The sequence below is a fragment of the Actinoplanes lutulentus genome (genome assembly GCF_003259845.1).
Classification (GTDB): domain Bacteria; phylum Actinomycetota; class Actinomycetes; order Mycobacteriales; family Micromonosporaceae; genus Actinoplanes; species Actinoplanes lutulentus.
In genome coordinates this window covers 218,276-243,591 of record NZ_QLMJ01000010.1, presented here as the reverse complement: position 1 = coordinate 243,591, position 25,316 = coordinate 218,276, and the positions used below count along the sequence as shown (strand labels likewise).

At 70.4% G+C, this 25,316-nt stretch carries 20 protein-coding genes; 10 read left to right on the top strand and 10 right to left on the bottom strand.

Translation table 11 applies throughout. The features are described 5' to 3' along the window. Positions 1-43 precede the first annotated feature (43 nt). The 5 genes from B0I29_RS22460 to B0I29_RS22440 all read left to right on the top strand — a co-directional run bounded on the left by B0I29_RS22460 (position 44) and on the right by B0I29_RS22440 (position 7,348). Positions 44-3,175 (top strand): UvrD-helicase domain-containing protein, encoded by a 3,132-nt coding sequence (locus B0I29_RS22460; RefSeq protein ID WP_111651080.1) that lies wholly within the window; start codon positions 44-46, stop codon positions 3,173-3,175. A 111-nt stretch (positions 3,176-3,286) separates the two neighbouring features. Next, a complete protein-coding gene (locus B0I29_RS22455; protein ID WP_111651003.1) occupies positions 3,287-3,895 on the top strand; it encodes an LppU/SCO3897 family protein in 609 nt (202 codons plus the stop codon). Positions 3,896-3,986: 91 nt separating this feature from the next. Beyond that, positions 3,987-5,192 (top strand): ATP-binding protein, encoded by a 1,206-nt coding sequence (locus tag B0I29_RS22450; RefSeq protein WP_111651002.1) that lies wholly within the window; start codon positions 3,987-3,989, stop codon positions 5,190-5,192. A gap of 28 nt (positions 5,193-5,220) precedes the next feature. Further along, entirely contained in the window at positions 5,221-5,799 is a 579-nt protein-coding gene (locus B0I29_RS22445) for a DoxX family membrane protein (RefSeq protein ID WP_111651001.1), read from the top strand. Positions 5,800-6,034: 235 nt separating this feature from the next. Continuing rightward, positions 6,035-7,348 (top strand): glycosyltransferase family 87 protein, encoded by a 1,314-nt coding sequence (locus tag B0I29_RS22440; RefSeq protein ID WP_111651000.1) that lies wholly within the window; start codon positions 6,035-6,037, stop codon positions 7,346-7,348. A gap of 10 nt (positions 7,349-7,358) precedes the next feature. On the opposite strand, the gene B0I29_RS22435 is transcribed toward B0I29_RS22440, so the two are convergent. The 4 genes from B0I29_RS22435 to moaC are packed head-to-tail and all read right to left on the bottom strand — an operon-like array spanning position 7,359 to position 10,002. After that, entirely contained in the window at positions 7,359-7,784 is a 426-nt protein-coding gene (locus tag B0I29_RS22435) for a molybdenum cofactor biosynthesis protein MoaE (RefSeq protein ID WP_111650999.1), read from the bottom strand. Between the two features lie 9 nt (positions 7,785-7,793). Continuing rightward, entirely contained in the window at positions 7,794-9,023 is a 1,230-nt protein-coding gene (locus B0I29_RS22430) for a molybdopterin molybdotransferase MoeA (protein WP_111650998.1), read from the bottom strand. Between the two features lie 23 nt (positions 9,024-9,046). Next, complete coding sequence (locus B0I29_RS22425; RefSeq protein ID WP_111650997.1) at positions 9,047-9,538, bottom strand: MogA/MoaB family molybdenum cofactor biosynthesis protein; 492 nt, start codon at positions 9,536-9,538, stop codon at positions 9,047-9,049. Further along, on the bottom strand, positions 9,511-10,002 hold the full coding sequence (gene moaC / locus B0I29_RS22420) for a cyclic pyranopterin monophosphate synthase MoaC (RefSeq protein WP_111650996.1): 492 nt from the start codon (positions 10,000-10,002) through the stop codon (positions 9,511-9,513). Before moaC ends, B0I29_RS22425 begins: the two co-directional genes overlap by 28 nt. 455 nt (positions 10,003-10,457) lie before the next feature. Between moaC and B0I29_RS22415 the strand changes: the two genes are divergently transcribed. The 4 genes from B0I29_RS22415 to B0I29_RS22400 all read left to right on the top strand — a co-directional run bounded on the left by B0I29_RS22415 (position 10,458) and on the right by B0I29_RS22400 (position 15,405). Next, positions 10,458-12,986: a putative bifunctional diguanylate cyclase/phosphodiesterase gene (locus tag B0I29_RS22415; protein WP_111650995.1), complete on the top strand. Its 2,529-nt coding sequence runs from the start codon at positions 10,458-10,460 to the stop codon at positions 12,984-12,986. A 5-nt stretch (positions 12,987-12,991) separates the two neighbouring features. Next, positions 12,992-14,293, top strand: a complete 1,302-nt coding sequence (locus B0I29_RS22410) for a glycosyltransferase 87 family protein (RefSeq protein WP_221402544.1) — start codon at positions 12,992-12,994, stop codon at positions 14,291-14,293. A 1-nt stretch (position 14,294) separates the two neighbouring features. Next, positions 14,295-14,684: a TFIIB-type zinc ribbon-containing protein gene (locus B0I29_RS22405; RefSeq protein WP_111650993.1), complete on the top strand. Its 390-nt coding sequence runs from the start codon at positions 14,295-14,297 to the stop codon at positions 14,682-14,684. 403 nt (positions 14,685-15,087) lie between these two features. Beyond that, positions 15,088-15,405: a YbaB/EbfC family nucleoid-associated protein gene (locus tag B0I29_RS22400; RefSeq protein WP_111650992.1), complete on the top strand. Its 318-nt coding sequence runs from the start codon at positions 15,088-15,090 to the stop codon at positions 15,403-15,405. Positions 15,406-15,484: 79 nt separating this feature from the next. Here B0I29_RS22400 and dnaB read toward each other — a convergent pair whose 3' ends face one another. Beyond that, a complete protein-coding gene (dnaB, locus tag B0I29_RS22395) occupies positions 15,485-16,933 on the bottom strand; it encodes a replicative DNA helicase (protein ID WP_111650991.1) in 1,449 nt (482 codons plus the stop codon). A gap of 558 nt (positions 16,934-17,491) precedes the next feature. On the opposite strand from dnaB, the gene B0I29_RS22390 reads away from it, so the two are divergent. After that, positions 17,492-22,267: a hypothetical protein gene (locus B0I29_RS22390; RefSeq protein ID WP_111650990.1), complete on the top strand. Its 4,776-nt coding sequence runs from the start codon at positions 17,492-17,494 to the stop codon at positions 22,265-22,267. A gap of 90 nt (positions 22,268-22,357) precedes the next feature. On the opposite strand, the gene rplI is transcribed toward B0I29_RS22390, so the two are convergent. The 5 genes from rplI to B0I29_RS22365 form a co-directional block, all read right to left on the bottom strand. Continuing rightward, complete coding sequence (gene rplI, locus B0I29_RS22385) at positions 22,358-22,807, bottom strand: 50S ribosomal protein L9 (RefSeq protein WP_111650989.1); 450 nt, start codon at positions 22,805-22,807, stop codon at positions 22,358-22,360. A 14-nt stretch (positions 22,808-22,821) separates the two neighbouring features. Next, a complete protein-coding gene (rpsR, locus tag B0I29_RS22380) occupies positions 22,822-23,061 on the bottom strand; it encodes a 30S ribosomal protein S18 (protein WP_007073789.1) in 240 nt (79 codons plus the stop codon). Between the two features lie 35 nt (positions 23,062-23,096). Beyond that, positions 23,097-23,663, bottom strand: coding sequence for a single-stranded DNA-binding protein (locus B0I29_RS22375; protein WP_111650988.1), 567 nt, complete (start codon positions 23,661-23,663; stop codon positions 23,097-23,099). Between the two features lie 65 nt (positions 23,664-23,728). Beyond that, positions 23,729-24,019 (bottom strand): 30S ribosomal protein S6, encoded by a 291-nt coding sequence (gene rpsF / locus B0I29_RS22370; protein ID WP_014448192.1) that lies wholly within the window; start codon positions 24,017-24,019, stop codon positions 23,729-23,731. Positions 24,020-24,313: 294 nt separating this feature from the next. Continuing rightward, positions 24,314-25,297 (bottom strand): hypothetical protein, encoded by a 984-nt coding sequence (locus tag B0I29_RS22365; RefSeq protein WP_146616859.1) that lies wholly within the window; start codon positions 25,295-25,297, stop codon positions 24,314-24,316. Positions 25,298-25,316 lie beyond the last annotated feature (19 nt).

The window sequence follows — 25,316 nt, the reverse complement described above, 5'->3', positions numbered from 1 at the left end:
TTTGAGCGTGGCGATTCGTGGCGGCACCGAGGGCCGTGACAGGATGCGGGACGTGGAGGTCACCGCGGGAACTTACGTCGCGGACCTTCACATTCATTCGCGATACTCGCGTGCCTGCAGCCGTGATCTGACGCTGCCGAACCTGGCCTGGTGGGCCCGGCGCAAAGGCATCGCCCTTCTCGGCACCGGCGACTTCACTCACCCGGCGTGGTTCGAGCATCTCAAGGAGAGCCTCGAGCCGGCCGAACCGGGTCTGTTCCGCCTGAACAAAGACGACGAAGCGAACGTGACCAAACGGCTGCCCGGCTCACTCAGCGGCACCGCACCGGCCCGCTTCATGCTGAGCGTCGAGATCTCCACGATCTACAAGCGGGACGATCGCACCCGCAAGGTCCACCACCTTTTGTACGCGCCGGACTTCGCAAGCGTCGAAAAGATCAACACGGCCCTGGGCCGGATCGGCAACCTGACCGCGGACGGCCGGCCCATTCTCGGCCTGGACTCGCGCGACCTGCTCGAAATCACCCTGGAGTCCGGCGGGTACCTGATCCCGGCGCACATCTGGACGCCCTGGTTCTCGGCGCTCGGCTCCAAGTCCGGCTTCGACGCGATCGCCGACTGCTACGCCGACCTGGCCGAGCACGTCACCGCCGTGGAGACCGGCCTCTCGTCGGACCCGGCGATGAACTGGCGCGTCTCCAGCCTCGACAAGTACCGCCTCGTCTCGAACTCGGACGCGCACTCACCCGCCGCGCTGGCGAGAGAGGCCACACTCTTCACCGGCACACCCGATTACTTCGCGGTGAAGGACGGCATCGGCCTGGCCGGCACGCTGGAGTTCTTCCCGGAAGAGGGCAAGTACCACGCGGACGGCCACCGAGCCTGCGGCGTGAACTGGGATCCGGCGAAGACCCGCGAGTCGCAGGGCCGATGCCCGGAGTGTGGCCGGCCGTTGACGATCGGCGTGCTGAGCCGGGTCGAGGACCTGGCCGACCGCCCGGTGGGCTTCCAGAAACAGCAGCACGTCGAGCACCTGATCCAGCTGCACGAGATCATCGGCGAGATCCACGGTGTCGGCCCGAAGTCGAAGACGGTCGAGGCCCAGCTGAACCACCTGGTCGCGACGCTCGGCCCGGAGCTGGACATCCTGCGCAACGTTCCGGTCGACGACATCGGCAAGGCGGGCGGCGAGGAGCTGCGCGAGGCGATCACCCGGCTGCGGCGCGGCGAGGTCCGGCGGATCTCGGGCTACGACGGCGAGTACGGCGTGATCACCCTGTTCGAGCCGGGTGAGCTGCGGAACCGGAACAGCGCGCCGCAGGTGGAGACGCTGTTCGACATGCTCCCGGTGGATAAGCCGAAGACGAAGGCCGAGCCTTCCCAAAAGGACAAAAGGCCTAAGTCGACCAAGGAGCGGCCGGCCTCCCCGCCCCTCGCGCCCCCGCCCAGCCCGCACGAGCCGTTCGAGCCGATGCTGGCCGGCATGGAAGAGGTCGGCACCGGCCTGCTGGACCGCCTCGACGCCATGCAGCGAGTGGCCGCGTCCGCACCGGGCGGGCCGCTGCTGATCGTCGCCGGCCCCGGCACCGGCAAGACCCGCACGCTGACGCACCGGATCGCGTACCTCTGCGCCGAGCTGGGTGTCTTCCCCGAGCGGTGCCTGGCCATCACGTTCACCCGGCGGGCCGCCGCCGAGCTGAAGGAACGCCTGGACGCACTGCTCGGTGACGTGGCCGAGGACATCACGGTCGGCACGTTCCACTCGCTCGGCCTGGCCGTGCTGAAGGAGAACGCCAAGGCGGCCGGCCTCGGCGCGAACTGGCGGATCGCCGACGAACGCGAGCAGGCGCAGGCCCGGGAGCAGGCCGGTGTCGACGATGCCGCGTACCGGAAGCTGCTCCGCCAGCAGGACCTCGTCGATCTGGATGACCTGATCAGCCTGCCGGTGTCGCTGCTGCGCGACGACCAGGCGCTGGTCGAGCGGTACCGCAAGCGCTGGCAGTGGATCTTCGTGGACGAGTACCAGGACGTCGACGAGCTCCAGTACGAACTGCTGCGCCTGCTCAGCCCGCCGGACGGCAACCTGTGCGCGATCGGCGACCCGGACCAGGCGATCTACTCGTTCCGCGGCGCCGACGTGCGGTACTTCCTGCGCTTCAACAGCGACTTCGTGGACGCCCGCCTGGTACGCCTGACCCGCAACTACCGCTCCTCGGCCCCGATCCTGGCCGCCGCGGTGCAGGCCATCGCGCCGTCCTCGCTGGTCAGCGGCCGCCGGCTGGACCCGGCCCGGCTCGACCCCGAGTCACCGCTGGTCGGCCGGTACCCGGCGCGCAGCGTGGCCGACGAGGCCGACTTCGTGGTCCGGACCATCGACGAGCTGGTCGGCGGACTCTCCCACCGGTCGCTGGACTCGGGCCGGGTCGACTCCCGCGCCACGGTCACCGGAACCGTGTCGTTCTCCGACGTCGCGGTGCTGTACCGCACCGATGCGCAGTCCGGCCCGATCCTCGACGCGCTCTCCCGGGCCGGGGTGCCGGTGCAGAAGCGCTCGCACAACCGGCTGCGTGACCGGCCCGGCGTCCAGGTCATCGCCCGCGAGCTTCGCCACGCGGGCGGGCTCGGTGGCTCACTCGCGGCGCGGGTCAAGCTCGCTGCTCAGGTCCTTGCCCAGCGGTACGCGGCACCGACCCTGGACGGCGAACAACTGGCCCCTGAGGACGTCTGGTCGGCCGCGGACCTGCTGATCCCGTTGGCTCTGCGGGTCGGTGACGACCTGCCGCTGTTCCTGCAGCAGCTGGAGACCGGCGCCGAGGTGGACGCTCTGGACCCCCGCGCCGAGGCGGTCAACCTGCTGACCCTGCACGCCGCGAAGGGCCTGGAGTTCCCGGTGGTCTTCCTGGTCGGCTGCGAGGACGGGCTGCTGCCGCTGCGCTGGCCCGGTTCGGCGCCGACCGACGACGAGATCGCCGAGGAACGCCGGCTGTTCTTCGTCGGTCTGACCCGGGCACAGGACCGGCTCTACGTGAGCTACTCGGCCAAGCGATTCCGGCACGGCAGCGAGCGAGAGCAGTCCCCGACGCCGTTCCTGGACGTTATCGATTCGGGGCTGTTCGAGCGGCTGGGCGAGGCCACGCCGTCAAAACCGAAGGATCGCCAGCTCCGGCTGCTGTAAGAGCCCTCGAACAAGGCAGCCTGCGAAAAATGCCCGCGATTCCGGCAACGTCCGGATCCGTGCCGCGCGCTACCGTGGCAGGCAGCGAAATCCGCTTCTGGAGGAACCCCGATGTCGCAGAACGGGCCGTTCCCTGGCCAGCCGTGGCCTGGCCGGCACACCGAGGAGCCGTACTCGGAACCGTCCGACCCCTGGGGCGAGCACGAGCCGTCGCAGCCCTGGAGCCCACCACCGGCCCCGCCGATCCCGCAGCAGCAGCCGTACGCGCCGCAGTGGAACCAGCCGCAGCCACAGCCCAAGCGCGGATTCGCGATGGGCGCCCTGGTCGCGGTGCTCAGCGTGCTGGTCGGCGGCGGCATCGCGACGGCGGCCTGGTTCGTGGTGAACCGCGACGACGACAAGACTCCGCCGGTCGCCGCGGAAACCACCGCACCGGCCGGCACCGGCCCGCGCCCGCAGGCCAGCGAGGACGCCCGGTTCGCGACGAAGGGTCAGTGCGTCCGCAACGACGGCACCAACCTGGAACCAAAACTGCGCGTGGTGGCCTGCGCGGCGAACACCTATGAGGTGCTGAAACGCGTTGACGGCCGGACCACCGGCGACAAGGACGCGATGGGCAAATGCGCCAAGGTCGACGGCTACACGAAGTGGTACTACTACGACACCGAGTACGACGACGTCGACGTAGTTCTCTGCCTACGTGAGTATGGGAAGGTCTAGCAAATTCGCTAGATACCTCTAGAGGCCGGTCGAGAGTGAATTCGAGCGGACTCTAGCGTTCACACTAGACAGCCCGATACTGTGCTACGCCATGGATCCCGTGCGGAACCCGTATGCTCCCGGCGCCGGCCAGCGCCCACCCGAGCTGGCCGGGCGAGGCCGTGAGCTGGACGTCTTCGACATCGTGCTGGAGCGGGTCGCCCGCGGCCGCCCGGAGCGCAGCCTGGTCCTGACCGGCCTGCGTGGCGTCGGCAAGACCGTCCTGCTCAACACTCTGCGGTCGGCGGCGATCGGCCGCCTCTGGGGCACCGGCAAGATCGAGGCCAGGCCGGACCAGTCGCTGCGCCGCCCGGTCTCCGGCGCGCTGCACATGGCGATCCGCGAGCTGGCGCCGCACCACCGCGACCCGGACCGGGTGGACGAGGTGCTCGGCGTGCTCAAAGCCTTCGCACTGCGGGCCAACGACGGCAACGCCAAGCTGCGGGACCGCTGGGCGCCCGGCATCGACGTGCCACCGGCCCGCGGCCGCGCCGACTCCGGCGACATCGAGATCGACCTGGTCGAGCTCTTCACCGACGCGGCGTCGCTCGCCACCGACGTCGGCACCGGGATCGCCCTCTTCATCGACGAGATGCAGGACCTCAGCGCCACCGACGTGTCGGCGCTCTGCGCGGCCTGCCACGAGTTGTCGCAGCTCGGCGCGCCACTGATCGTGGTCGGCGCCGGCCTGCCGCACCTGCCCGCAGTGCTGTCCGCCGCGAAGTCGTACTCCGAGCGCCTCTTCCGGTACGCCCGGATCGACCGCCTGGACCGCGACGCCGCCGACCTGGCCCTGGGCGTACCGGCCGAGCGTGAGGGCGTCGAGTACGAGCAGGAGGCGCTGGACCTGCTCTACGAGAAGTCCGGCGGCTACCCGTACTTCGTTCAGGCGTACGGAAAAGCGACCTGGGACCACGCGCCGCAGACCCCGATCACGGCGAACGACGTGCAGGTCGCGGCACCCGAGGCGGAGGGTGAGCTGGCGGTCGGCTTCTTCGGCTCCCGGTTCGAGCGGGCCACCCCGGCCGAGCGGGAGTACATGCGGGCCATGGCCGTGCTCTCCAGCGATCCGGGCAACGACATGGACGCCGCCGTGCCGACCTCGGACATCGCGACCTCGCTCGGCCGCAAACCGGCCAGCCTGTCCCCGGCCCGGGATGCGCTGATCAAAAAAGGACTCATCTACTCCGGCGAGCGCGGCACTGTCGCGTTCACCGTCCCGCACTTCGGCCGCTACCTCAGAACGCAGCCGGTATGACACCCCTACTACGGGTATAACGAAGTTCATGAAGCCCGTTCGCAGCGCCGCCCGAGCCATGCTCGCCTCGATCTTCGTGATCAGCGGGGTCCGCGTGCTGATCCAGCCCGGTGAGGGCCGGATCGCAGCGGCCCGGCGGGTCACCGACCCGATCACCCCCCTTCTGGAGAAGGCGGATCCGCGCCTGCCCACTGACCCCGCCACGCTGGTCCGGGTCAAGGCCGCCGCCGACATCGTGGCCGGGCTCGCCCTCGCCACCGGCCGCTTCACCCGCCCGGCCGCCGCGGTGCTCGCCGCCGGCCTGGTGCCGACCACCCTCGTCGGCCACCCGTTCTGGGCCGCGGCGAAAGAGGACCGGGCCAACCAGCAGATCCACTTCCTGAAGAACCTGGGCCTGCTCGGCGGTCTGCTGCTCGCGGCCGCGGACACCGAGGGCCAGCCGGGCCTGCGCTACCGGACCAGCCACGCCGTCGATCGCAGCCAGCAGAAACTGACCCATGCGGTCGACCGTTCACAGCGTGAGGTGAAGCGCGCTGTGCGTACCGCGAAGCGCGAAGCACGCATCGCCGCGCTCTCCGCGTCGGCCGCGCGGAAGCTTCCTGGCTGATCTTGAAACCACTCGTCCGGCTGATCCCGCCGCTTAGATTGTCCTGATAACAACCTCTAAGCGGCCTTTGCGTTAAAGCGGACGAGGGGCCGCACGGTCGGTATGCGCCTTCTAAGCTCACTTCCGCCCGGCTACAAACCTGCCGCCCACTCTCACCTGGTTTGCCCATTTCTGGGTCCGGCCGCGAGAGGGCGACAGCCGTGCCGTGCCCGGAGGACGAGACGGGGGTCGCTCCATGCCGGCAATCGAGAAGGGTGCGCGCCGCGCTGCGCGCAGACGTTCAGCGCTCCTTGCGCTGGGCGGCCTGCTCACGCTCCTGCTCATCACATTCTGCATTCATGGGTACGCACTAAGCACCCTTGAAGTCCAGTTGGCGGCAATCCGCTCCTGGATAATCGGGGACGGGCTCTATACGTACCGTGAGGACGGCACCCCGTTCGGCGCCGCTCTCTCCCCAGTCCTGGCCCTGATGCTGGCACCCCTCGTGGTGCTCCCGCTGCCGGTGGCCGGCTGGCTGCTCGCCCTGACCAGCCTGGCCGCGCTGATGCTCGCCCTGATGGTGCTGGCCGGACCGGCCGCCCGCGAGCACGGCCGCAGCCGCACCCTGATCGTCCTGACCCTGACCGCGCTGGCCCTGCTGGCCGGCCCGGTACGCGCCACGATCGGCCTGGGCCGCGTCGACCTGATCCTGTTCGGCCTGGTGGCGGCGGACCTGGTGGCCCTGCGCCGGGCGACCCTGGCCCGGCAGCGCTGGTGGCGAAGTCGTTCCGCCACCGGTGACCGATCGCCGGCCGCCCGGCTGCGCCGCGTCTGGTTCACCGGCGGCTGGGCCGGCGTGGGCATCGGCCTGGCCGGCGCGATCGCCGCCGGCCCGCTCCTGCTGATCGGATACCTGCTGGTCAGCAAGCAGCGCCGGGCCGCACTGACCGCCCTGGTCACCGCCACAACGGTCTCGCTGTGCGCGCTGATCGCCGCGCCTTCGGAAACCCTGACCTGGTTCGGCACCACCCTCTGGGAGATCGACCGCGCCGCGCCGCTCAGCGATCCGGGCAACCAGTCGCTGGCCGGCGTGCTGGCCCGCCTGTACGGCGACTCCGCGCCACCGGTGCTGGTCTGGATCTCGTTCGGCGTGCTGCTGCTGGCGGTCGGCCTGATCCGGGCTCGCTCGGCGCACGCCGACGGCGACGAGACCGCGGCGTTCACCCTGGTGGCCCTGGCCGGGGCGGCGGCCGGACCGGTCACCTCGCCCGGCGAGGCGATCTGGCTGCTCCCGGCGGTGCTGATCCTGGCCGACGAGGCGATCCGCCGCCGGTTGGGCACCCGGCTGCCGCGCTCCCGTTTCACCGGCGTCGGATTCGCGGCGACCGCCCTGGCCGGTTACGCCCTGATGGTGCTCGACCCGCTCGCCGCACAGACCTGGAACGGTTACGCCGTTGCCCTGATCCTGCTGGTCAACGCGCTGCCGTGGCGTCACGACAACCTGCCCGCCGCGCCGGCGCGCCGACCGGTCCGGCGCGCCGCCGCGATCCCCGGCCCACGGGGCGGCTAGGGCTCAGTGGCTAGGGGCAGTTCACCCATTCCTCGGTGCCGTCCTGGAAGACCTGGCGTTTCCAGATCGGCAGCCGGGCTTTCGCCTCGTCCACGAGCCGCGCGCACGCCTCGAACGCGGCCGCCCGGTGGGCGGTGCTGACCGAAGCGACCAGCGCGACATCGCCGATCTTCAGGGTGCCGACCCGGTGCGAGACGGCCACCGCGTAAACCGCCGGGTCGGCGGCGATCTCGTCGGCCACCTCCCGCAGGATCGCCGCGGCGGTCGGGTGGCCCTCGTATTCCAGCAGGGTCACACCTCGCCCGTGGTCGTGGTCGCGCACCACACCCTGGAAGGAAACCACCGCTCCGGCCCGCACGTCGGCCACCGCGGCCTCGTGCGCGGCCAGGTCCAGTGGTTCGTCGACAACCTCGGCGTGTGTCACCACGCCAGCCATGACAGTCACTCAGCGCTCCCCGGGCAGCAGTGGAAGGGGCAGGAAGGGCACCAGGTCGCCGGCCTGCGCCTGGGTGCCGGGACGGACCACGACGAACCCGTCCGAGTTCGCCAGGCCGCGCAGCATCGCGGAGCCGACGTGGCCGACCGGTGTCGCGGTGCGCCCGGCCGGATCGAACGCGGCGAGCGCCAGGTGGGTGAAACCGCCCCGGCCGGGCACGGCGGTGCCGGCCTCGACCTGCGGCAGCGGCGGCAACGGGCGGCCACGCAGGCCGGCCAGCAGCGGCGCGACAAGCGTGACCAGGGCGATCACCGCGGACTGCGGATTTCCGGGCAGGCCGGCCAGGAACCGCGGACGGTCGCCGGGCACCCGGGCCAGCAGCATCGGGAACCCGGGGCGGACCGCCACCGTGTTCACGATGTACTCCGCACCGAGCTCAGCCAGCGCGGGGTGCAGGTGGTCGACCGGGCCGTGCATGGTCCCGCCGGTGGTGCAGATCAAATCGGCCTCGTCGAGCCCGGCGCGGATCGCGTCGAGGTGGGCGGCCAGGGTGTCCTTGACCGGCCCGGTCACGCCGGTGACGGTCGCGCCGTAACGGCGCAGCCAGCCGGGGACCTGCGGGCCGAGTGAGTCGCGGACCCGGCCCGCGCCGGGCGGGCCCTCGGTCAGCAGCTCGTCGCCGAAGACCAGCATCGCGGCGCGCGGCTCCGGAAAGACCGCGAGGTCCTGGTAACCGCAGGTGGCCGCGACGCCGATGACCGCCGGGTCGATCGCGGTCCCGGCCGGCAGCAGTTCCTCACCACGGCTGGCCTCCTCGCCCGGCAGACGCCAGTCGGGGATCTGGCCCCGGCGCGGCTCGCCGGAGACCCGGCCGTCGGCACCGGTCGTCGAGTCCTCGATCCGGACCAGCGCGGTCGCGCCCTCCGGCACCATCGCGCCGGTGGCGATCTCGACGCAGGCGCCGTCACCGCTGAGCGGCGGTGGCGTGCCGCCGGCCAGCACCCGGCCCTCGGGAAGCCACGGTCCCGGCCCGCGCACCGCCCAGCCGTCGATGCTGGAAGTGGGGAACGCGGGCAGGTCGGTGAGCGCTCGCAGCGGCTCCGCGAGGGTCCGGCCATCCGCGGCGGCGAGCGGGATCCGCTCGGCACTGCCGGAGGCGGCCAGGCCCGCCGCGTATGCCAGAGCCCGCGCCTGCTCCCAGTCGACTGGGCCCTCGGTCACACCGGTCGTGTCGGTCACCCCGAGAGCCTATCGCCGAGACATCAATGATCTCCGCCGCGGATCTGGTCGACGGTGTGTTTCAGGATCGGCCCGAGCACGGCGAGCCCGTCCTTGGCCCCGCCCGTCGAGCCGGGCAGGTTGACGATCAGGGTGCGGCCGGCCACACCGGCCAGGCCACGGGAGAGCGCCGCCGCCGGAACCCGGTCCCGGCTGTACGCGCGAATCGCCTCGGCGATGCCCGGGATCTCGAAGTCGAGCAGTCCCCGGGTCGCCTCCGGCGTTCGGTCGGTCGGCGTCACGCCGGTGCCGCCGCTGGTCAGCACGACGTCGAAACCCTCGGCGACGGCGGCTTTCAGCGCCTCGGCGACCGGGTCGCCGTCCGGCACGACGACTGGGTCGCCGATCTCGCAGCCGAGCTCGCGTAGTCCGCTGACGAGGCGCGGGCCGCTGGTGTCGGCGTAAACGCCGGCCGCCGCGCGGTTCGAGGCGACGATCACCCGCGCTCTCACGGGCGGTCCTCCGGGCGTACCCAATCTCCGGTCTTGCCGCCCTCTTTGCGCAAGACGCGGACGGCCTCGAGGCTCGCGGCCGGGTCGACCGCCTTGATCATGTCGATCATCGCGAGGCCGGCCGTGGCGACCGCGGTGAGGGCTTCCATCTCGACGCCGGTGCGGTCGGCGGTCTTCGTGGTTGCGGTGATCTCCACTGTGGTGTCACCGAGTGTCAACTCCACGGTGACACCGTGCAGTCCGATCGGGTGACAGAGCGGGATCAGATCCGGGGTGCGCTTGGCGCCCATGATGCCCGCGAGGCGGGCCACCGCGAGGGCGTCACCCTTGGGCAGGCCGTCGCGGCGCAACAGGTCGATCACCTCGGCCGTGGTGCGAACCCGGCCTGCGGCGACGGCACGGCGGTTGCTGACCGCCTTGGCCGACACGTCGACCATCCGGGCGGCGCCGGTCTCGTCGACATGAGTCAGCTGGAATTCCTGGGGCATACCGGGAGCTTATAGAGCGCCGGCGGCCATCGCGTTCGCATCACTGCCGTATTGGCTTCACACTTTGTCCATACCGGGAGGTCATGCTTCCGGCACTGGTCAGGGCAGGCGCGGACGCGGACGAAAATGAAATTCGGAATGCGATTTCCATCGCATTGAGTCGCCATTCCGAAACTGTCGGTGACGAAGTTGCGATCTATTCTCGCATTCTGCGCATAGTTACACGATCCACTTGAAACCGACATGCTCAGGACCCTAAGTTCTGTCCTGTCGCGACAGACAAGTGCCAGATCCCCGTCACCGGAGCACGTTTCCGGCGGCGCCCGCCCAAAATGAGGAGAAAGCCATGCGCGGCAGCAACGACTGGAGCTGAGGACGACAGTGCGCGATAAGGCGTGCATGAATAGCCTGATGGCCTGGAGCGACGAGGCGATTGCGCTCGGCAACGAGGCGACATGACTGAGACCAGCACCAACGACGACGCGACCGATCGGCGGCTACGGCTGCTCATCGGTCTCGTCGTCGTTGCGGCGTTGATCACGACGGCCGGCTGGGTGCTCTACCTTCTGCACAACCCCGGCCCGATTCCGGCGCCGTGGGCGCTGGCCCTGCTCAGCGTGGCGGTGGTGGCCGCCAACCGGCTCAAGGTCTCGGTCCGCATCCGGTCCAGCTTGGACGGCACGACCTGGGGCGAGGTCCCGGTCCTGGTCGGCCTGATCCTGTTCCCGGCGCCGTGGGTGGTCCTCTGCTCGGTCGCCGGCGTCACGGCCCTCAAGATCTTCGCCCGTCAGGGTTCCCTCAAAACGGTGTTCGCGGCCGCCAAGGAAGCGCTGACCGCGAGCGCGGCCGGCCTGGTCTTCCTGGTGGCGGGCGTCCAGCCGGACATGCTCGAGCCGTCCTTCGCGCCCCTCGCCATCGTCATCGCCCTGGCCGCGTTCACCCTGGTCGACAACGTCGTCTTCGTGCCGGTCATGGCGGTGAACACGCAGACCAGCGTCCGTCTCGCCGCGCTGAAGAACAGCAAGCGCAAGCTCCTCGGCTTCCTCGGCCAGCTCGCCGCCAGCCTCCTGGTGGCCGGCTTGCTCGCCGCCGACGCGAACATGCTGCTCCTGCTGGTCGTCCCACTCGTTGTGGCTTGCATGCACCTCTGGCAGTCCCGCAGCGCCCGCACCCGCGAGGAACGCGAGTCGTGGCAGCGTCTGGCGAAAGCGACCGACGAGCTGAACGCGGTCGACCTCACGCAGGTGCTGCACGCGGCGACCACCCGTGCGGCGCAGATCTTCTCAGCGGCCGAGGCCACGATCGACGTGACCGCCGGCGGCGCCCGGCGCACCGTGCGCGCCACCGATTCACACGTGCTGACCGACGGACCGCTGCTCACGGCGCCACCGCAGCGGGACGAGAAATCGGTCGACCTGGTCGCACACGACGGCGGCATGCGTGTCGGCGTGCTGCGGCTCGGCTTCGGCGGTGCGGTCCGCCTCACCGAGGTCGAGCAGTACAAACTGCGCACCTTCGCCTCCGCGGTCTGCACGGCCATTCGCAACGCCCAGGCGTACGCGGAGCTCGCTCGGATCGCCGCGGAAAATGAGCACGCCGCCACCCACGACCCGCTCACCGGACTGGCCAACCGCCGCCGGCTCTACGAGCACGCCGGTGACCTCTACCAGAGCACCGATCAGGCCGGTCTCTTCGCGCTGCTGCTGATCGACCTCAACCACTTCAAAGAGGTCAACGACACTCTCGGGCACGCCGCCGGCGACGACGTCCTGCGCGAGGTCGCCGGCCGGCTCAGCGACGCGGCCGCCGAGGGTGACCTGGTGGCCCGGCTCGGCGGCGACGAGTTCGCGGTGCTGATGACCGGCCTGCCGACACCGGCGCTGGCCACCCACCGGGCCACCTCGATGCTCACGTCGCTGGACGCCAGCATCGAGGTCGAGGGCATGCAGATCACAGTGGACGCTGCCGGCGGCATCGCCCTGGCGGCCGGCAGCGGTGGCGTCGAGGAACTGATGCGTCGCGCCGACATCGCGATGTACCAGGCGAAACGCACCGGCCAGCCGACCGCGATCTACGTGCACGCCCGGGACACCGCCGACCTGGAACGGCTCATGCTCACCGGCGACCTGCGGCGGGCCGTGGCCGAGCACGAGTTCTCCGTCGAGTTCCAGCCGATCGTCGACCTGGGCAGCGGCGAGGTGGTCTCGGCCGAGGCGCTGGCCCGCTGGCGGCACCCGGCGCAGGGCAGCCTCACCCCGGTGCAGTTCCTGGAGACGGTGGAACGCTCCGGTCAGCTGCCGGCGTTCGCCGACGCGGTGCTGGAGCAGTCGCTGATCGCCATGCAGACCTGGCGGGAGGCCGGCTTCGACCTTCCGGTGGCGGTGAACGTGTCACCGCGCAGCCTGCTCGACCCGAAATTCCCGGCCACCGTGCTGGCCCGGCTGGCCCGGCACGACGTACCGGCGAACAGGCTCACTCTCGAACTCGCCGAGACGCTCACCATCAGCCAGCTCGAAGTGGTCGAACGCGCGCTGGCCGAGCTGCGCAACGCCGGCGTCCGGCTGGCGATCGACGACTTCGGCACCGGCGTCTCGTCGCTCTCGGTGCTCTCCCGGATCCCGGTGCACCAACTCAAGATCGACCGCGAGTTCGTGGCGGCCGTGGAGACGTCGGCGGAAGCGTCCGCCGTCATCCGGACCACCGTCGACCTGGCCCGTAACCTGCACCTCACGGTCGTGGCCGAGGGTGTGGAGAGCGAACCGCAGCGTCGCGCCCTCTGGGAGCTGGGCTGCCTCGCCGGGCAGGGCCACCTGTTCGCCAGGCCGTACTCGGCGGCCCGCTTCCTCGCGGCGCTGCAACGCGGTTCCGGTGGTCGTCCCGGGGTGCTCGCGGCGGCTCTGCACGATGCCGGCGCCGTGGTGCGGATGCCGGTGCGCCGAGCCGGCGGCACCGGGAGATCACCTCTGCCACACTTGCCCGCGTGACCGACCTGCTCAAAACGACCGGCCTGCTCAAGCGCTTGGACCGGGCGGGCGGCGGGCTCGTTGCCGACCTCGTGCTCTACGTGTTGTCCGCCGCGTTCGCACTGATCACCGCGCTGACCTCGACGTTGCTGCCGCACCGGGCGTGGGGGGCGGTGGCCGCCTGGGGTTACGGAGCGGCTGCTCTGGTCGTGGTGGTGCAGCTCTTTCGGCGTACCCAAGGGTCTCGCTCTGGCCTGGATTTTTCCGCCGGTCGAGCGGTCCTTGCTTGGGTGACCTGGGCCGCTGTCGCGCTGTTGCCGGTGATCATTCAGTCGGTGCAGCGGGCCGGCGGGCGCACCGATCGCGCGCAGGAAGAGGTTGTGGTCGTCGAGCACATGGGCGAGTCGCTGGTGCACACCGGCACGCCGTTTCTGAGCCGCGCCGAGATCGCCGCGCTGCCACTCGACGAACGTCTGCTCGGTTATCGGCCCTACCAGCCCGGCATGTCCATTTTCGGTCTTCCGCGCGCGATCGCCGGTGATCATTGGTGGACCGACGCCCGGATCTGGTTCGCGATCTTGACGGTGGCCGCGCTCGCCGCGGCCGTCACCCTTCTGCGTTCCCACCCCCATCGGGTACGCGCGATCCAGGCGGCAACCGTGCTCCCGGTGACCGCGCTGACCCTGGCTACCGGCGGCGACGACATCCCGGTGCTGGCCCTGTGCCTGCTCGCGCTGGCCCTGGCCGCGACCGGTCGTTTCGGCTGGTCGGGCGTCGCGGTGGGAGCGGCCGCCGCCTGCAAGCTCTTCGCCCTGCCGGTGGTCGCCGTCCTGGCCGTGCTGGCCGTGGTGACCGGGCACTGGCGCCGGTTCCTGCCGGCCGCGATCGGTCTGCCGCTGCTCGCCCTGGTGCCGCCGCTGCTGGTGAACGCGGACTCGCTGATCGAGAACGTGCTGCGGTTCCCGCTCGGGCACGGCCTGGTCACCAGTCCGGCGCAGTCGCCGTTTCCCGGATATCTGATCTCGCAGATCCAGCCCGGCGGGCGTTACATCGCCATGGGTCTGCTGGTCACGGCCGCTGCGGGCATCGGGTTGTGGCTGATCCGGCGGCCACCACGCACGGCGTCGGCGTCGGCGCTGTTCTGCGGGTGGGGGCTGCTCGCCGCGATCCTGCTGATGCCGACCACCCGTTTCGGGTACATCCTGTACCCGGCGGCGCTGCTGACGTGGGCGCCGGTACTGGGTTTGACGAGTTTGTCGGCGGTCGGACACAGCCAAGACACAGGTACAACGGCTGCATTGGATGACACAGCCTTGTACCGTCAATGAAATGATGACCTGTCCCAAGTGTCATGGCGAGATGCGGGTCTACGAGCGCAGCGGCGTGACGATCGACCAGTGCGGCGAGTGCCGCGGGATCTTCCTGGACCGCGGCGAGCTGGAGAAGCTCTTCGCCGCCGAGGCGTCGTTCAACGCCCGGCCGGCAGGACCGGGGCAAGCTCCGCCGCCCCCGGCGCCGGCTCCGCATCACCAGAGCCACCAACAGCCCGGTTACCCGCCGCCTCCGCCGCCCCCGCCGGCTTACGGCGCTCCGGGTTACCCGCCGCCCGCTCCGGCGTACGGTCGCCCCGCTGCCTACGGCCACCACGGGCACTACCGCGGCCAGCAGCACCACGGGCACTACCGGCGCCGGAGTTTCCTCCACAACCTGTTCGACTGAGCTTCCGGGTCCGCCTGGGCCTTTGGTTCGTCGTTCCTCAGGGCCGATCGGGCCGCGACCTGCTTCAGAGTCGTGGCTGGGTCGGCCCTGTGTCGTTGCTGGTTTTCCTTGTCCACGTTTTGCTCGGGGCTGTCCGCGCTTTGGGAAGTTGTGTTTCCGGACCCTGTCTTTCGGGCTCCGAGGGGCGTCCACGCTCAGTGATGACGCCTATTCCTTTTTTCGCATTCGTGGTGCCATTGATCACTGTCGGTGACCACCAAGCGGAGTCGGCCCGTCACTTAAGAGCGAACTATTTCGATAAGTCTCTCTTTTCGTGTGCGTTACGAAGTTACAGAAATACGCAACGTCGCGGATCTTGGGTATTGTCACGTCGCCCCCTCTTGCGGTGAACGGAGGAAGAACCGTGACTGAAACCCTGCGGACCGACCTCGAAGACGTGTACGGACGATACGAAGAATTACGTTCCGGAGTGGACGAATTGCAACGGAGCATCGCCACGATGCAGGTGAGCTCCGAGTCCGAGGACGGCGCCGTTCGCGCCACTGTGGACGCCGACGGCCGCCTCATCAACCTGCTGCTGAACCCGGACGCGTGCCGGGATTGGGACGCCAACACGCTGGCCCGCGTGATCGTCCAGACCGTGCAGAACGCCTCGGCCGACAAGTACGACCAGATCGAGAACCTGGTCTCCCACCACCGGCCGGCCGAGACCGAAGCCTGACGACGTTCGCCCCGGGTGGGGGCCGCGGCGTGTTTGCGCCGCGACCCGGGGTCTTGTTGTTTCAGAGTGCCGGATCGACTCAGATGGCCATGTCGACGAAGCGCGAGAGATGCAGCTGAGCTGCCACGGTGACCGTGTCGGTCGGGCCGTTACGGTGCTTGGCCACGATGAAGTCGGCCTCGCCGGCTCGCGGTGATTCCTTGTCGTAGTAGTCGTCGCGGTGCAGCAGGATCACGACGTCGGCGTCCTGCTCGATCGAGCCGGACTCACGCAGGTCGGACAGCTGTGGCCGCTTGTCGGTGCGCTGCTCGGGACCACGGTTCAGCTGGCTCACCGCGATCACCGGGCACTCGATCTCCTTGGCCAGCAGTTTCAGGCCACGGGAAAGCTCCGAGACCTCCTGCTGACGGCTCTCGGTCTTTTTCGGCGAGGACATCAGCTGGAGATAGTCGATGACGAGCAGGCGCAGGTTGTGGCGCTGCTTGAGCCGCCGCGCCTTCGCCCGGATCTCCATCAGGTTCATGTTGGGCGTGTCGTCCACGAAGATCGGCGCCTGACTGATCTCGCCCATCCGCCGGGCCAGTTTCGTCCAGTCGTCGTCGGAGAGCTGCCCCGACCTCAGGTTGTGCAGCGGCACCCGAGCCTCGGCGGAGAGCAGACGCATCACCATTTCGATCTTGCTCATTTCGAGCGAGAAGATGGCGCTGGCGTGACCGTGCTGGATCGCCGCGTTGCGGGCGAAGTCCATGCTCGCGGTCGACTTACCGAGACCGGGGCGGCCGGCCACGATGATCAGCTGGCCGGCGTGCAGACCGTTCAGCAGGCGGTCCAGGTCCTGGAAGCCGGTCGGGACGCCGGTCATCATGCCGCCGGACGCACCGACCGCCTCGATCTCGTCGAGGGTGGGCTGGAGCATGTCGCCGAGGGCCGCGAAGTCCTCGCTGACGCGTTTCTCGGTGACGTCGTAGATGGCCTGCTGGGCCAGGTCGACGATGTCGTCGACGTCGCGGCCGCCGTTGCCACCCGTGCCGTAACCGAGCTGCACGATTTTCGTCCCCGCCTCGACCAGGCGGCGCAGGATCGCGCGCTCCGAGACGATGCGTGCGTAATAGGCGGCGTTGGCCGCGGTCGGCACGCTCTCGATCAGCGTGTGCAGGTATGGCACCCCGCCGATCCGCCCGAGGTCACCGGAGTCCGCAAGCGCCGCCGACACGGTCAGGGCGTCAGCGGGCTCACCCCGCCCGTAAAGATCGAGGATGACGTCGTAGACCGTCGAGTGCACCGGACGGTAGAAGTCGGTCGTCTTGAGGATCTCGACGACGTCAGCGATCGCGTCCTTGGAGAGCAACATGCCGCCCAGCACGCCCTGCTCGGCCGCGACGTCCTGCGGTGGGGCCTTGTCGTAACCGCCTCCGCCGCCCCCGCCACCACCACCGCCGCCTGAGCCGTTGCCGCCCTTACCCCCCGAACCCCCGCCGGACTGCGACGGTGGACGAGACTCCGGCCTTGCGTCATCGGTGATCGACACCCGGAGACTCCTTCCCGCTGGCAATGCCTGGTTGTCACACCCACTTGTCACGCCCGCTTGTCACGATCGAACAACCTGGGTACGACACTTTCGGCTGAACCTCGGGCCGAGTTCAGAGAAAGTCTCCGATCAAAAACGGCACCCGGGGCTGGACCACTGTACGAATCCGGCCCCCACCTGCCCAACTACGTCGGTGGACGAGCCTCGGGACAACCTCGGGACAACCTGTGGACATCTGCCTTCTGCCTGTGCACAGCATGTGGACAACTCTTGGGGATGCGAGCGGTACCCCATGCCCCAGCAGGAGTTTTGTCATCCCCACCTGTGGAGGGCAGAAAAGGTTCCGGATCAGGGGAAATACCGTCCCGGGTGAGCAAACCGTCGCACTGAGGCGTTGCGGTTCCGTCCTGAGCACGTCACCCTTTGCACGTGGACCAACGGGAGTGGGACTACGGCGCCCGCATGTCGCGCGAGAGGCGCGCTGCGGAGGCTTGGCCCACCCGGGAACCGGAACCTGATCCGGAACCCAGATGGGCCTCGCTCACTGACACCGGCAGCATGGCGCCGAGTGACGAGGCGCTCACTTGGCAGCGTCGCGCTGACGCATGGGCGCAGAACGCCGACGTCGAGGTTTACGACGGCGGTGGCGGTCACGCTGTGGAACCGTCTGGTAACCGTTGGTCCGATGTTGCCTCGACGGGGCGTACCGCCCTTCCCGCTGAAGGCACCGGCTGGCGCACCGAGACCGCCGAGTGGCGGGCCACCGGCGCACGCTGGCGACAGACCACCGAGTGGCGCTCGTCCACCGGCTCGCACGTGTGGCGTTCCACCACCGAGGCGTGGGAGTCCGACGAAGAGCTCGCCCGGGCCAACGAGCAGCCCGCCATCTCCGGCACGGCCTGGCCCACACCCGCGCAGGAGGAGAGCAGCGGCGACAGCCCCGCCTCCTGGCAGCGCCGGGCCACCACGCCGGTCGAGCAGACACCATCCTGGCAGCAGCCGTCCACCTCCACCCCGTCGTGGCAGCAGCCCGCCTCGTCAACGCCCTCCTGGCAGCAGCCGGCCTCCTCTTCCTCGGCTCCGTCGTGGCAGCAGCCGGCCTCCTCGGCTGCCGCTCCCTCATGGCAGCAGCCGGCCTCTTCGTCTGCCGCTCCCTCGTGGCAGCGGGCCAGCGGATCGTGGAACAACCGCGTGCCCGAGCAGCAGCAGCCCGGCCCGGGTGAGAACACCACCGGCCTGGCCCGCTGGGAACGCGCCGACGCCCCCGGCTGGCAGACGACACCCGCCGAGGACGCGCAGCACCTGGTTCGTGAGGACGATCGGGCTGCTTGGCGGCGCGATTCGGCGTACCGGGACGAGCCGCCGCGCCGCGGCCGCCGACGCGCCCCCGAGACCGAGGCGGCGCCCTCCGGCGGCACCGGCTGGTCGACCGGATCAGAACCGGACACCTGGGAACGCCACACGGACACCGGCAGCATCCCCGCCTGGGGTGCGGAACCGCCCGCGTCCGACACCTCCACCAAGGGCGGCCAGCCGCGCCGCTACAACAAGGGCGGCGGCGACTGGCGCGAGGACACCTCGTCCTGGAGCGCCGAGCCGGACACCAGCAACTGGACCCGCGACCCGGACACCGGCCAGTGGAGCCGCGCCGAGGACGACCCGCGCGTACTCGCCTGGCGCGCCGAGGCAGCTCGCCGCGAGTCGGGGAAGGGTGACGAGGCAGCGGACGAGCCCCTGCCCACCCGCACCGGCCGACGCTCCCGCCGCGACGGTCCCGGCGGCGGTGCTCCTGGCGGCCCTATTGGCGGTCCTGTTGGTGCCGGCGGCCCTGGTGCTCCTGGCGGCGCGCGTTCTGGTGGCGGGCATTCCGGTGGTTCTGGCCGGGGTGCTGGTGGCCCGCGTGACGGTGTTCCGGGTGGTCCGCTGCCGAGTAGCTCGGCGCCTTCTCCGGATGCCGCGTGGCCGACCAGTTCCGTTCCCGGCGACCCGCCGCAGACCGGCTCACGCGGGACCGCGATGCTGCCGGCCCCGCGAAGCAGCATGCCGAGCAGCCGCCCGCGAAGCGCACTTCCCGCCTCGAACGGCGCGGCTCCGGGCAGCGCGGCGCCATGGAGCGGCGCCTCAGCACCGAGCGCTTCCATGCCCGGTGCTTACGACACGGGCCAGTTCCGCTCAGGCGAGGGCGGACGAACCCGTCCTGGCGGCGACACAGGCCAGCCACGCCCCGGCGACACCGGCCAGCTGCGTCCCGAAAACACGGGCCAACTCCGTCCTGGCGACACGGGCCAACTCCGTTCCGGTGACACCGGCCAGCTGCGTCGCGATGACAGTGGCCGTCTCCGGCCCGGCGACACCGGCCAGTTCCGCCGTGATGACAACGGTCGACTGCGTCCTGGCGACACGGGCCAGCTGCGCCGTGATGACAGTGGCCGCCTCCGACCGGGCGACAGCGGACAAATCCGGCCTGGCGACACCGGCCAGTTCCGGTCCGGGGGTTTCCCCGCTGACGAACGCCGGGGGCGTGAGGAGCGAGGCTCCGAAGGTTATGCCGCGACGCCGCCTGGCGGTGGCCGTCGCCGTGCGCAGGAGCCCGATCCGGGCGCGGAGCCCTGGCAGGTCCGCCGCGACGCCGAACGCCCCGGCCCGCTGCCCCCACGCCGCGAACTACCCGCCGGCGGCTCGCAGCGTCCCGATCCGGACCAGCAGCGCCGCCCCTACGGCGACCAGTCGCAGCAGTGGGCGCTGCCCAGCGCCCCGCTGCGCCCCATCGAACCGCGCACCGACCAGCGCCCGGCCGATCAGGCCCGCCCGGACGACCGCTGGGACACCTCCCGCGAGCCGTCGGCCCCCGATCGCGCCTGGCCCGGCACTACTCGCCCGGACGCTGCCCGCTCGGACACCGCCCGCCCGGTGAGCGGCCCCGCCTGGCAGGACGGCTCCCGCGGCCAGACCTGGCAGGACGGCGCCCGCAACGACCCGGCCCGGCCGGTGAGCGGCACGGCGTGGCGCGACGGCACTCGCCCCGACCCGACGCGACCGGCGAGTGGGCCCGCGTGGCAGGACAGCGGCCGAGGTTCGGCCTGGCCCGACCCGGCCCGTAACGACCCGGCCCGCAACGAGCCGGCACGGCCCGATCTGGGCGGCCCGTCCGGCGGTACCTCGTGGCAGGACACTTCTCGCGGCCCGGCCCGGCCCGGCGACACGCGTGGTGCTCCCAGCTGGCGTGACTCGTCCCGTGACGACACTCGCGGTGCGGCGTCCGCCCCTTCGTGGCAGGACACTTCGCGTACCGACCCGGCCCGTCCGGTGAGCGGCCCCGCCTGGCGCGACGGCACCCGCAACGATCCGGCGCGCCCCGCGAGCGCCCCGGCCTGGCAGGACGGCGGCAGCGGCGCGTCCTGGTCCGACCCCGCCACCGGCCGGCCCGGCCCTGCCCGCGGCGACCAGCGCGGCCCCGGAGCCACCCCCAGCTGGCAGGACGGCCAGCGCGGCCCGTCCGAGCGGGACGCGGGCGGACGCCCTTCCTGGCAGGACACCTCCGGCGACGTGCGCGGTGCTGCCAGCGGTCGCCCCTCATGGCAGGACACCTCCGGCGACACCCGGAGCGCCCGGCCGTCATGGCAGGACACCTCCGGCGACACCCGCGGCACACGCCCCTCGTGGCAGGACACCTCGGGCGACGTTCGGGGTGACAACAGCGGACGCCCGTCCTGGCAGGACACGTCCAACGACATCCGCGGTGGCCGCCCGTCATGGCAGGACGCAGGCCGCGGCGGCCCCTCGCGGCAAGACGACCGCGGCACCGGCCCGTCATGGCAGGACGACCGTGGTACCGGCCCCTCGTGGCAAGACGACCGTGGCACAGGCGGCCCGTCATGGCAGGACGACCGTGGCACCGGCGGTCCCTCTTGGCAGGGTGAGCGCGGATCCGGCCGTCCCGAGCAGCCCGCACGGCCGACCTACAACGCGCCCCTCGCGCTTCCGGCGGGCCGCGAACTTCCTCCGGGCCGTGAACTGCCCCCCGGCCGCGAGCTTCCGGCCGGCAACGGCTGGAACGACGCGCCCCGCGACAACCCGGGACGCCCCGGATACGGCGCTACCCGCGACGAGCCGGCACGACCCGGCTACGGCGGGGCCCGTGCTCTGCCCGCCGGCCCTTCCTCGTGGCAGCAGCCGGCACAGGAGCCCGCACAGGACCCGTGGAACGAGGGTCGCAAGCCGGCCTACGGCACGCCCGGTCCGTCTCGCGAGCTGCCCGCCGGCGCCTGGCCGGACCCTCTGAGCAACCCGCCGCGACGGGCGAGCGTTCCGGGATACGGCTCCGCCGACCCGTGGAACCCGCGCGGCCCGATCGCCGAACCGCCGCCCGGCAACGGGTACGGCGAGACCGGTGAAACCGCCGACTGGCTCGCGGCCGAACGTGCCGCTGGTGGTCGCCGGGGTGCTGACTATCGCGACGGCGCCGGTGAGGGTGGTGAGACCGACTGGCGCCAGTCGCTAGAGCCTCAGAGCGACGTTGCCGAGGGTGAATCCCGGCGATATGACACGTCGGACTTTCCCCCCTTTCGGCCCAGTGGGTCCGCAACGGTCGCCGGAGCGGCGAATCTGGCCCTGAGTGCCACGTCCGTCATCTCGACGGTCCCGGACGGCACCCCGCCCGGCGCGATCCCGACAAATCCGGCAGCCCTGGCAACCGGCCCGGCCCGGACGGCAGCACCGGCGACGCCCGGCGCACCACGAACGGCACCGGCACCGCCCGGCACGCCACGAACGGCACCGGCCACGACCGGCGCGGCGCGAACGGCGCCGGCTACGGCCGGTGCGGCGAGCTGGGCGACGGCAGGTAACCCCGCCGGGACGTCGGCCGGTGCGGTAGCCGAGGACGACCTCGACACCTCGTGGCCGCCGCGCCGCAGCACGGGTGCGTTCCAGGGCACCGGCTCCTACGAGCGGCGCCCGATGACGAGCGGTCTCGTCGCGAGCCGCGGCACCGACCTGCTCGACCCGGACGACGACGAGGCCGACGAAGAGGCAGCCGGCGGTCCGCTGGCGGCTGTCGGTTACACGGTGGTCTGGTACGGCGTACCCGTGGTCCTGTTTGTGGGCGGCATGTTCCTGCTCAACTCCGGGCAGCGCAGCCACGCCCTGGACACCCTGGCGAACGCAGCACCCGAGTTCGCCGTCTCGCTGTTCATCAGCGTGCTCGTGGCGGTCGGCCTGCGCAAAGCCACCACCGCCTGGAAAGCCGCCAGCATCGGCCTGGCCGCAGCCGTGGTGGGCGGCGGAATAGCGACCGTCCTGAGCTCCGCCATCACCGGCAACAGCCTCAGCTGACCGCACCACCCCACCGAGACGAGCAAACCCACCGGGAAACACAAAAAGCGCGCCGGGCCGAAGCCCAGCGCGCTTTCTCGTGCAGCCTGATTACTTGGCGGCGACGACGTTCACCGGGAACGTCGCGGTCACCTCGGGGTGCAGCTTGACCGACACGTTGTACGAGCCCGTGGTCTTGATGTGACCCGGGAGCTCGAGACGACGACGGTCCAGAGCCGGACCGCCGGCGGCCTTGACCGCGTCGACGATCTCGGCCGGGGTGATCGAGCCGAACAGGCGGCCACCGTTGCCGGAGCGCGCGTTCAGCGTGACCTTGAGGCCGGACAGCTGGCCCTTGACCTCGGTCGCCTGGCCCAGGTCACGGATCTCGCGGGCCTCGCGGGCCCGCTTGATGACCACGACCTGCTTCTCAGCGCCCTTGGTCCACTGGATGGCGAAGCCCTGCGGCAGGAGGTAGTTACGGCCGTAGCCGTTCTTGACCTCGACGATGTCGCCGGGCGTGCCGAGACCGGACACTTCCTGAGTGAGGATGATCTTCATCTGGGTGTCCTCTCTCAGCGCGCCGTAGCCGTGTACGGCAGGAGCGCCATCTCGCGGGCGTTCTTGACCGCGCGGGCGATCTGCCGCTGCTGCTGGGAGGTCACACCGGTGACGCGGCGGGCACGAATCTTGCCGCGGTCGGAGATGAACTTCCGCAGAAGCGCGGTGTCCTTGTAGTCGATGTAGGTGATCCCGTCCTTGTCGAGCGGGTTCACCTTCTTCTTCGGCTTGCGAAGCGCAGCAGCCTTAGCCATTGCTCTTACTCCTGAACTCAAGAAAGCCCGAGGGCTTAGAAGGGAGGCTCATCGTCGAACGAGGAGTTGCCGCCGCCGGAGCGGCCGCCACCACCAGTGGAAGCGGCAGGTGCAGCCGTGGCCCAGGGGTCGTCGAAGTCGCGGTTTCCGCCGCCGCCTCCGCCGTTGGTGTTTCCACTGGGCTGCCGATTGCCACCACCGGAGGCGCCGAAGCCGCCACCCCCGCCGCCGCCGGACCGGCTTGCCTTCTGCACTTTCGCCGTGGCGTAGCGCAGAGACGGGCCGATCTCGTCGACCTCGAGCTCATAGACGGTGCGCTTCTCGCCCTCACGCGTCTCATACGACCTCTGGCGCAGGCGGCCCTGCACGATCACCCGAGCGCCACGCTGCAGCGACTCGGCGACGTGCTCAGCAGCGTCACGCCAGATGTTGCACGCGAGGAAGAGTGGCTCGCCGTCTTTCCATTCGCCCGACTGCCGGTCCAAGGTCCGCGGCGTGGAAGCGATGCGGAACTTGGCGACTGCCGCACCCGAAGGGGTGAAGCGCAGCTCAGGGTCGTCGGTAAGGTTCCCGACGACCGTGATGGTGGTTTCTCCTGCCATGACTTCTCCTCGCCGCTTTCAGTCGTTAGAGGCAAAGGGTCTCAGGACCCTCTGACAAAAACGCCTCAGCGGGTCTCGGGACGGATGACCTTGGTGCGGAGGATGGACTCGTTCAGCCGGAGCTGACGGTCCAGCTCAGCGACGGCCTCGGGGGTCGCCTGAAGGTCGACGACGGCGTAGATGCCCTCGGCCTTCTTGTTGATCTCGAACGAGAGCCGGCGACGGCCCCAGACGTCGAGCTTCTCCACCGAGCCACCCGCGGTCCTGATGACGTTCAGGTACTGGTCGAGCGACGGTGCGACGGTGCGCTCCTCGAGCGAAGGATCGAGGATCACCATGAGTTCGTAATGACGCAAGACATTCACCTCCTGTGGGCTATACGGCCACGGTCTCTCCGTGGCAGGAGGTCTTGTGTCGCACGCAGAAGAAAGCCGTGGGTATCGAGCGCCCACGGCGAACACACTGCGAACCGAGCCAGCATACCCAGCCGAGGCCGCTTACCCAAAAAGCGATGACCCCGTCAGGTGACGAGGTCATCGCTTCGTACAGCCGCGGGGCGTCCGGTCCGATTCGTTGGGTGGGACCTGGGGAGGAACGACCACACCGATGAGGTTGGACGCGTCCGCCCCGCGGAGCTTTCAGAAGGGAGCTTACGCCACATTCGTGCGAGATGCACGTTGTGACACGATTGCCCGAATCGCGGCGATTGAGACGCCGAGAACGCAGACCAACGCCGTCATCCCGAGCAGCCCGATCGGCTTACCCTCGCGAATCGGCCCGACCGCGGCGACCGGATCGGTGGCCGCCACAGCCGACGGTTCCTCGTCGTCCAGCACCGGCACGGCGAATTCGTCGGAGATCGAGGGGATGACCGAATCGGTGGCCGGGGCCGTCTTCTTGGACACCGCTTTTCCGGGCGGCATACCGGCGAATGCAGGTGCGCCTACTCCACCCGTACCCCTGACTGGTTTTGCTCGCAGACGCTGGCTGACGGCGCCCTGCGGCATGGCCGCGGCGGAGGCCGCGCTGCTCACCGAGGCCTGGGGACGATCGGTTGCGGTTCGGCGCGAATCGGTACGCGAGGAGTTCGCCCCGCGGTCCGGACGCTGCGCAGCCGAGGCCGCGCCCGATTTCGAAGAGCCGCCATGGGTACGCGCAGGCGAGCCCGACCCGGACGGCTTGGAAAGCGTGGCAGCGCCACCCTGCGGGCGAGGGCTCAGGTTGGGCCGGCCCGACGTTGCCGAGGGCTCGGCCGTGACGATCATCGGGACGACATCCTCGCCGTGGTCACACTCCGGCGTGAGCATCACCGAGGTGGTGCCGCGACGGAACACCAGGTCGGCCGAGCCGTCCTCCGGGATCGTGCCCTTCTCGACGTTGCCGAGCTTGAGCCGCGCGTCATGACCGGTCCGGTTCCGCACCTGGATGACGCTGTCCGCGGGAACCTTCATCGACTCGACGCTCGGCTTCGACTCGCAGGTCAGGCCGAGCACCCCGTCACCGTTGAAGCTCACCCGGCGGTCGCCCGGGTCGAGCTGCTCGGCGCTCGCCGTCCCGCTGGCAAGCAGTGGCGCGCCGAAGATCAGCCCGCATAGAAACACTGCTGCCACCCGGTATCGGACTCGCCGCGACATGCACCACTCCCCAAGTTCG

Coding starts and splice junctions, on each gene's coding strand:
- rpsR (WP_007073789.1), bottom strand. CDS start 23,061: ATGGCTAAGGCTGCTGCGCTTCGCAAGCCGAAGAAGAAGGTGAACCCG.
- moaC (WP_111650996.1), bottom strand. CDS start 10,002: ATGCCCCAGGAATTCCAGCTGACTCATGTCGACGAGACCGGCGCCGCC.
- B0I29_RS22450 (WP_111651002.1), top strand. CDS start 3,987: ATGGATCCCGTGCGGAACCCGTATGCTCCCGGCGCCGGCCAGCGCCCA.
- B0I29_RS22365 (WP_146616859.1), bottom strand. CDS start 25,297: ATGTCGCGGCGAGTCCGATACCGGGTGGCAGCAGTGTTTCTATGCGGG.
- B0I29_RS22455 (WP_111651003.1), top strand. CDS start 3,287: ATGTCGCAGAACGGGCCGTTCCCTGGCCAGCCGTGGCCTGGCCGGCAC.
- B0I29_RS22415 (WP_111650995.1), top strand. CDS start 10,458: ATGACTGAGACCAGCACCAACGACGACGCGACCGATCGGCGGCTACGG.
- B0I29_RS22405 (WP_111650993.1), top strand. CDS start 14,295: ATGATGACCTGTCCCAAGTGTCATGGCGAGATGCGGGTCTACGAGCGC.
- B0I29_RS22435 (WP_111650999.1), bottom strand. CDS start 7,784: ATGGCTGGCGTGGTGACACACGCCGAGGTTGTCGACGAACCACTGGAC.
- rplI (WP_111650989.1), bottom strand. CDS start 22,807: ATGAAGATCATCCTCACTCAGGAAGTGTCCGGTCTCGGCACGCCCGGC.
- B0I29_RS22445 (WP_111651001.1), top strand. CDS start 5,221: ATGAAGCCCGTTCGCAGCGCCGCCCGAGCCATGCTCGCCTCGATCTTC.
- B0I29_RS22390 (WP_111650990.1), top strand. CDS start 17,492: ATGGCGCCGAGTGACGAGGCGCTCACTTGGCAGCGTCGCGCTGACGCA.
- B0I29_RS22440 (WP_111651000.1), top strand. CDS start 6,035: ATGCCGGCAATCGAGAAGGGTGCGCGCCGCGCTGCGCGCAGACGTTCA.
- B0I29_RS22460 (WP_111651080.1), top strand. CDS start 44: ATGCGGGACGTGGAGGTCACCGCGGGAACTTACGTCGCGGACCTTCAC.
- B0I29_RS22375 (WP_111650988.1), bottom strand. CDS start 23,663: ATGGCAGGAGAAACCACCATCACGGTCGTCGGGAACCTTACCGACGAC.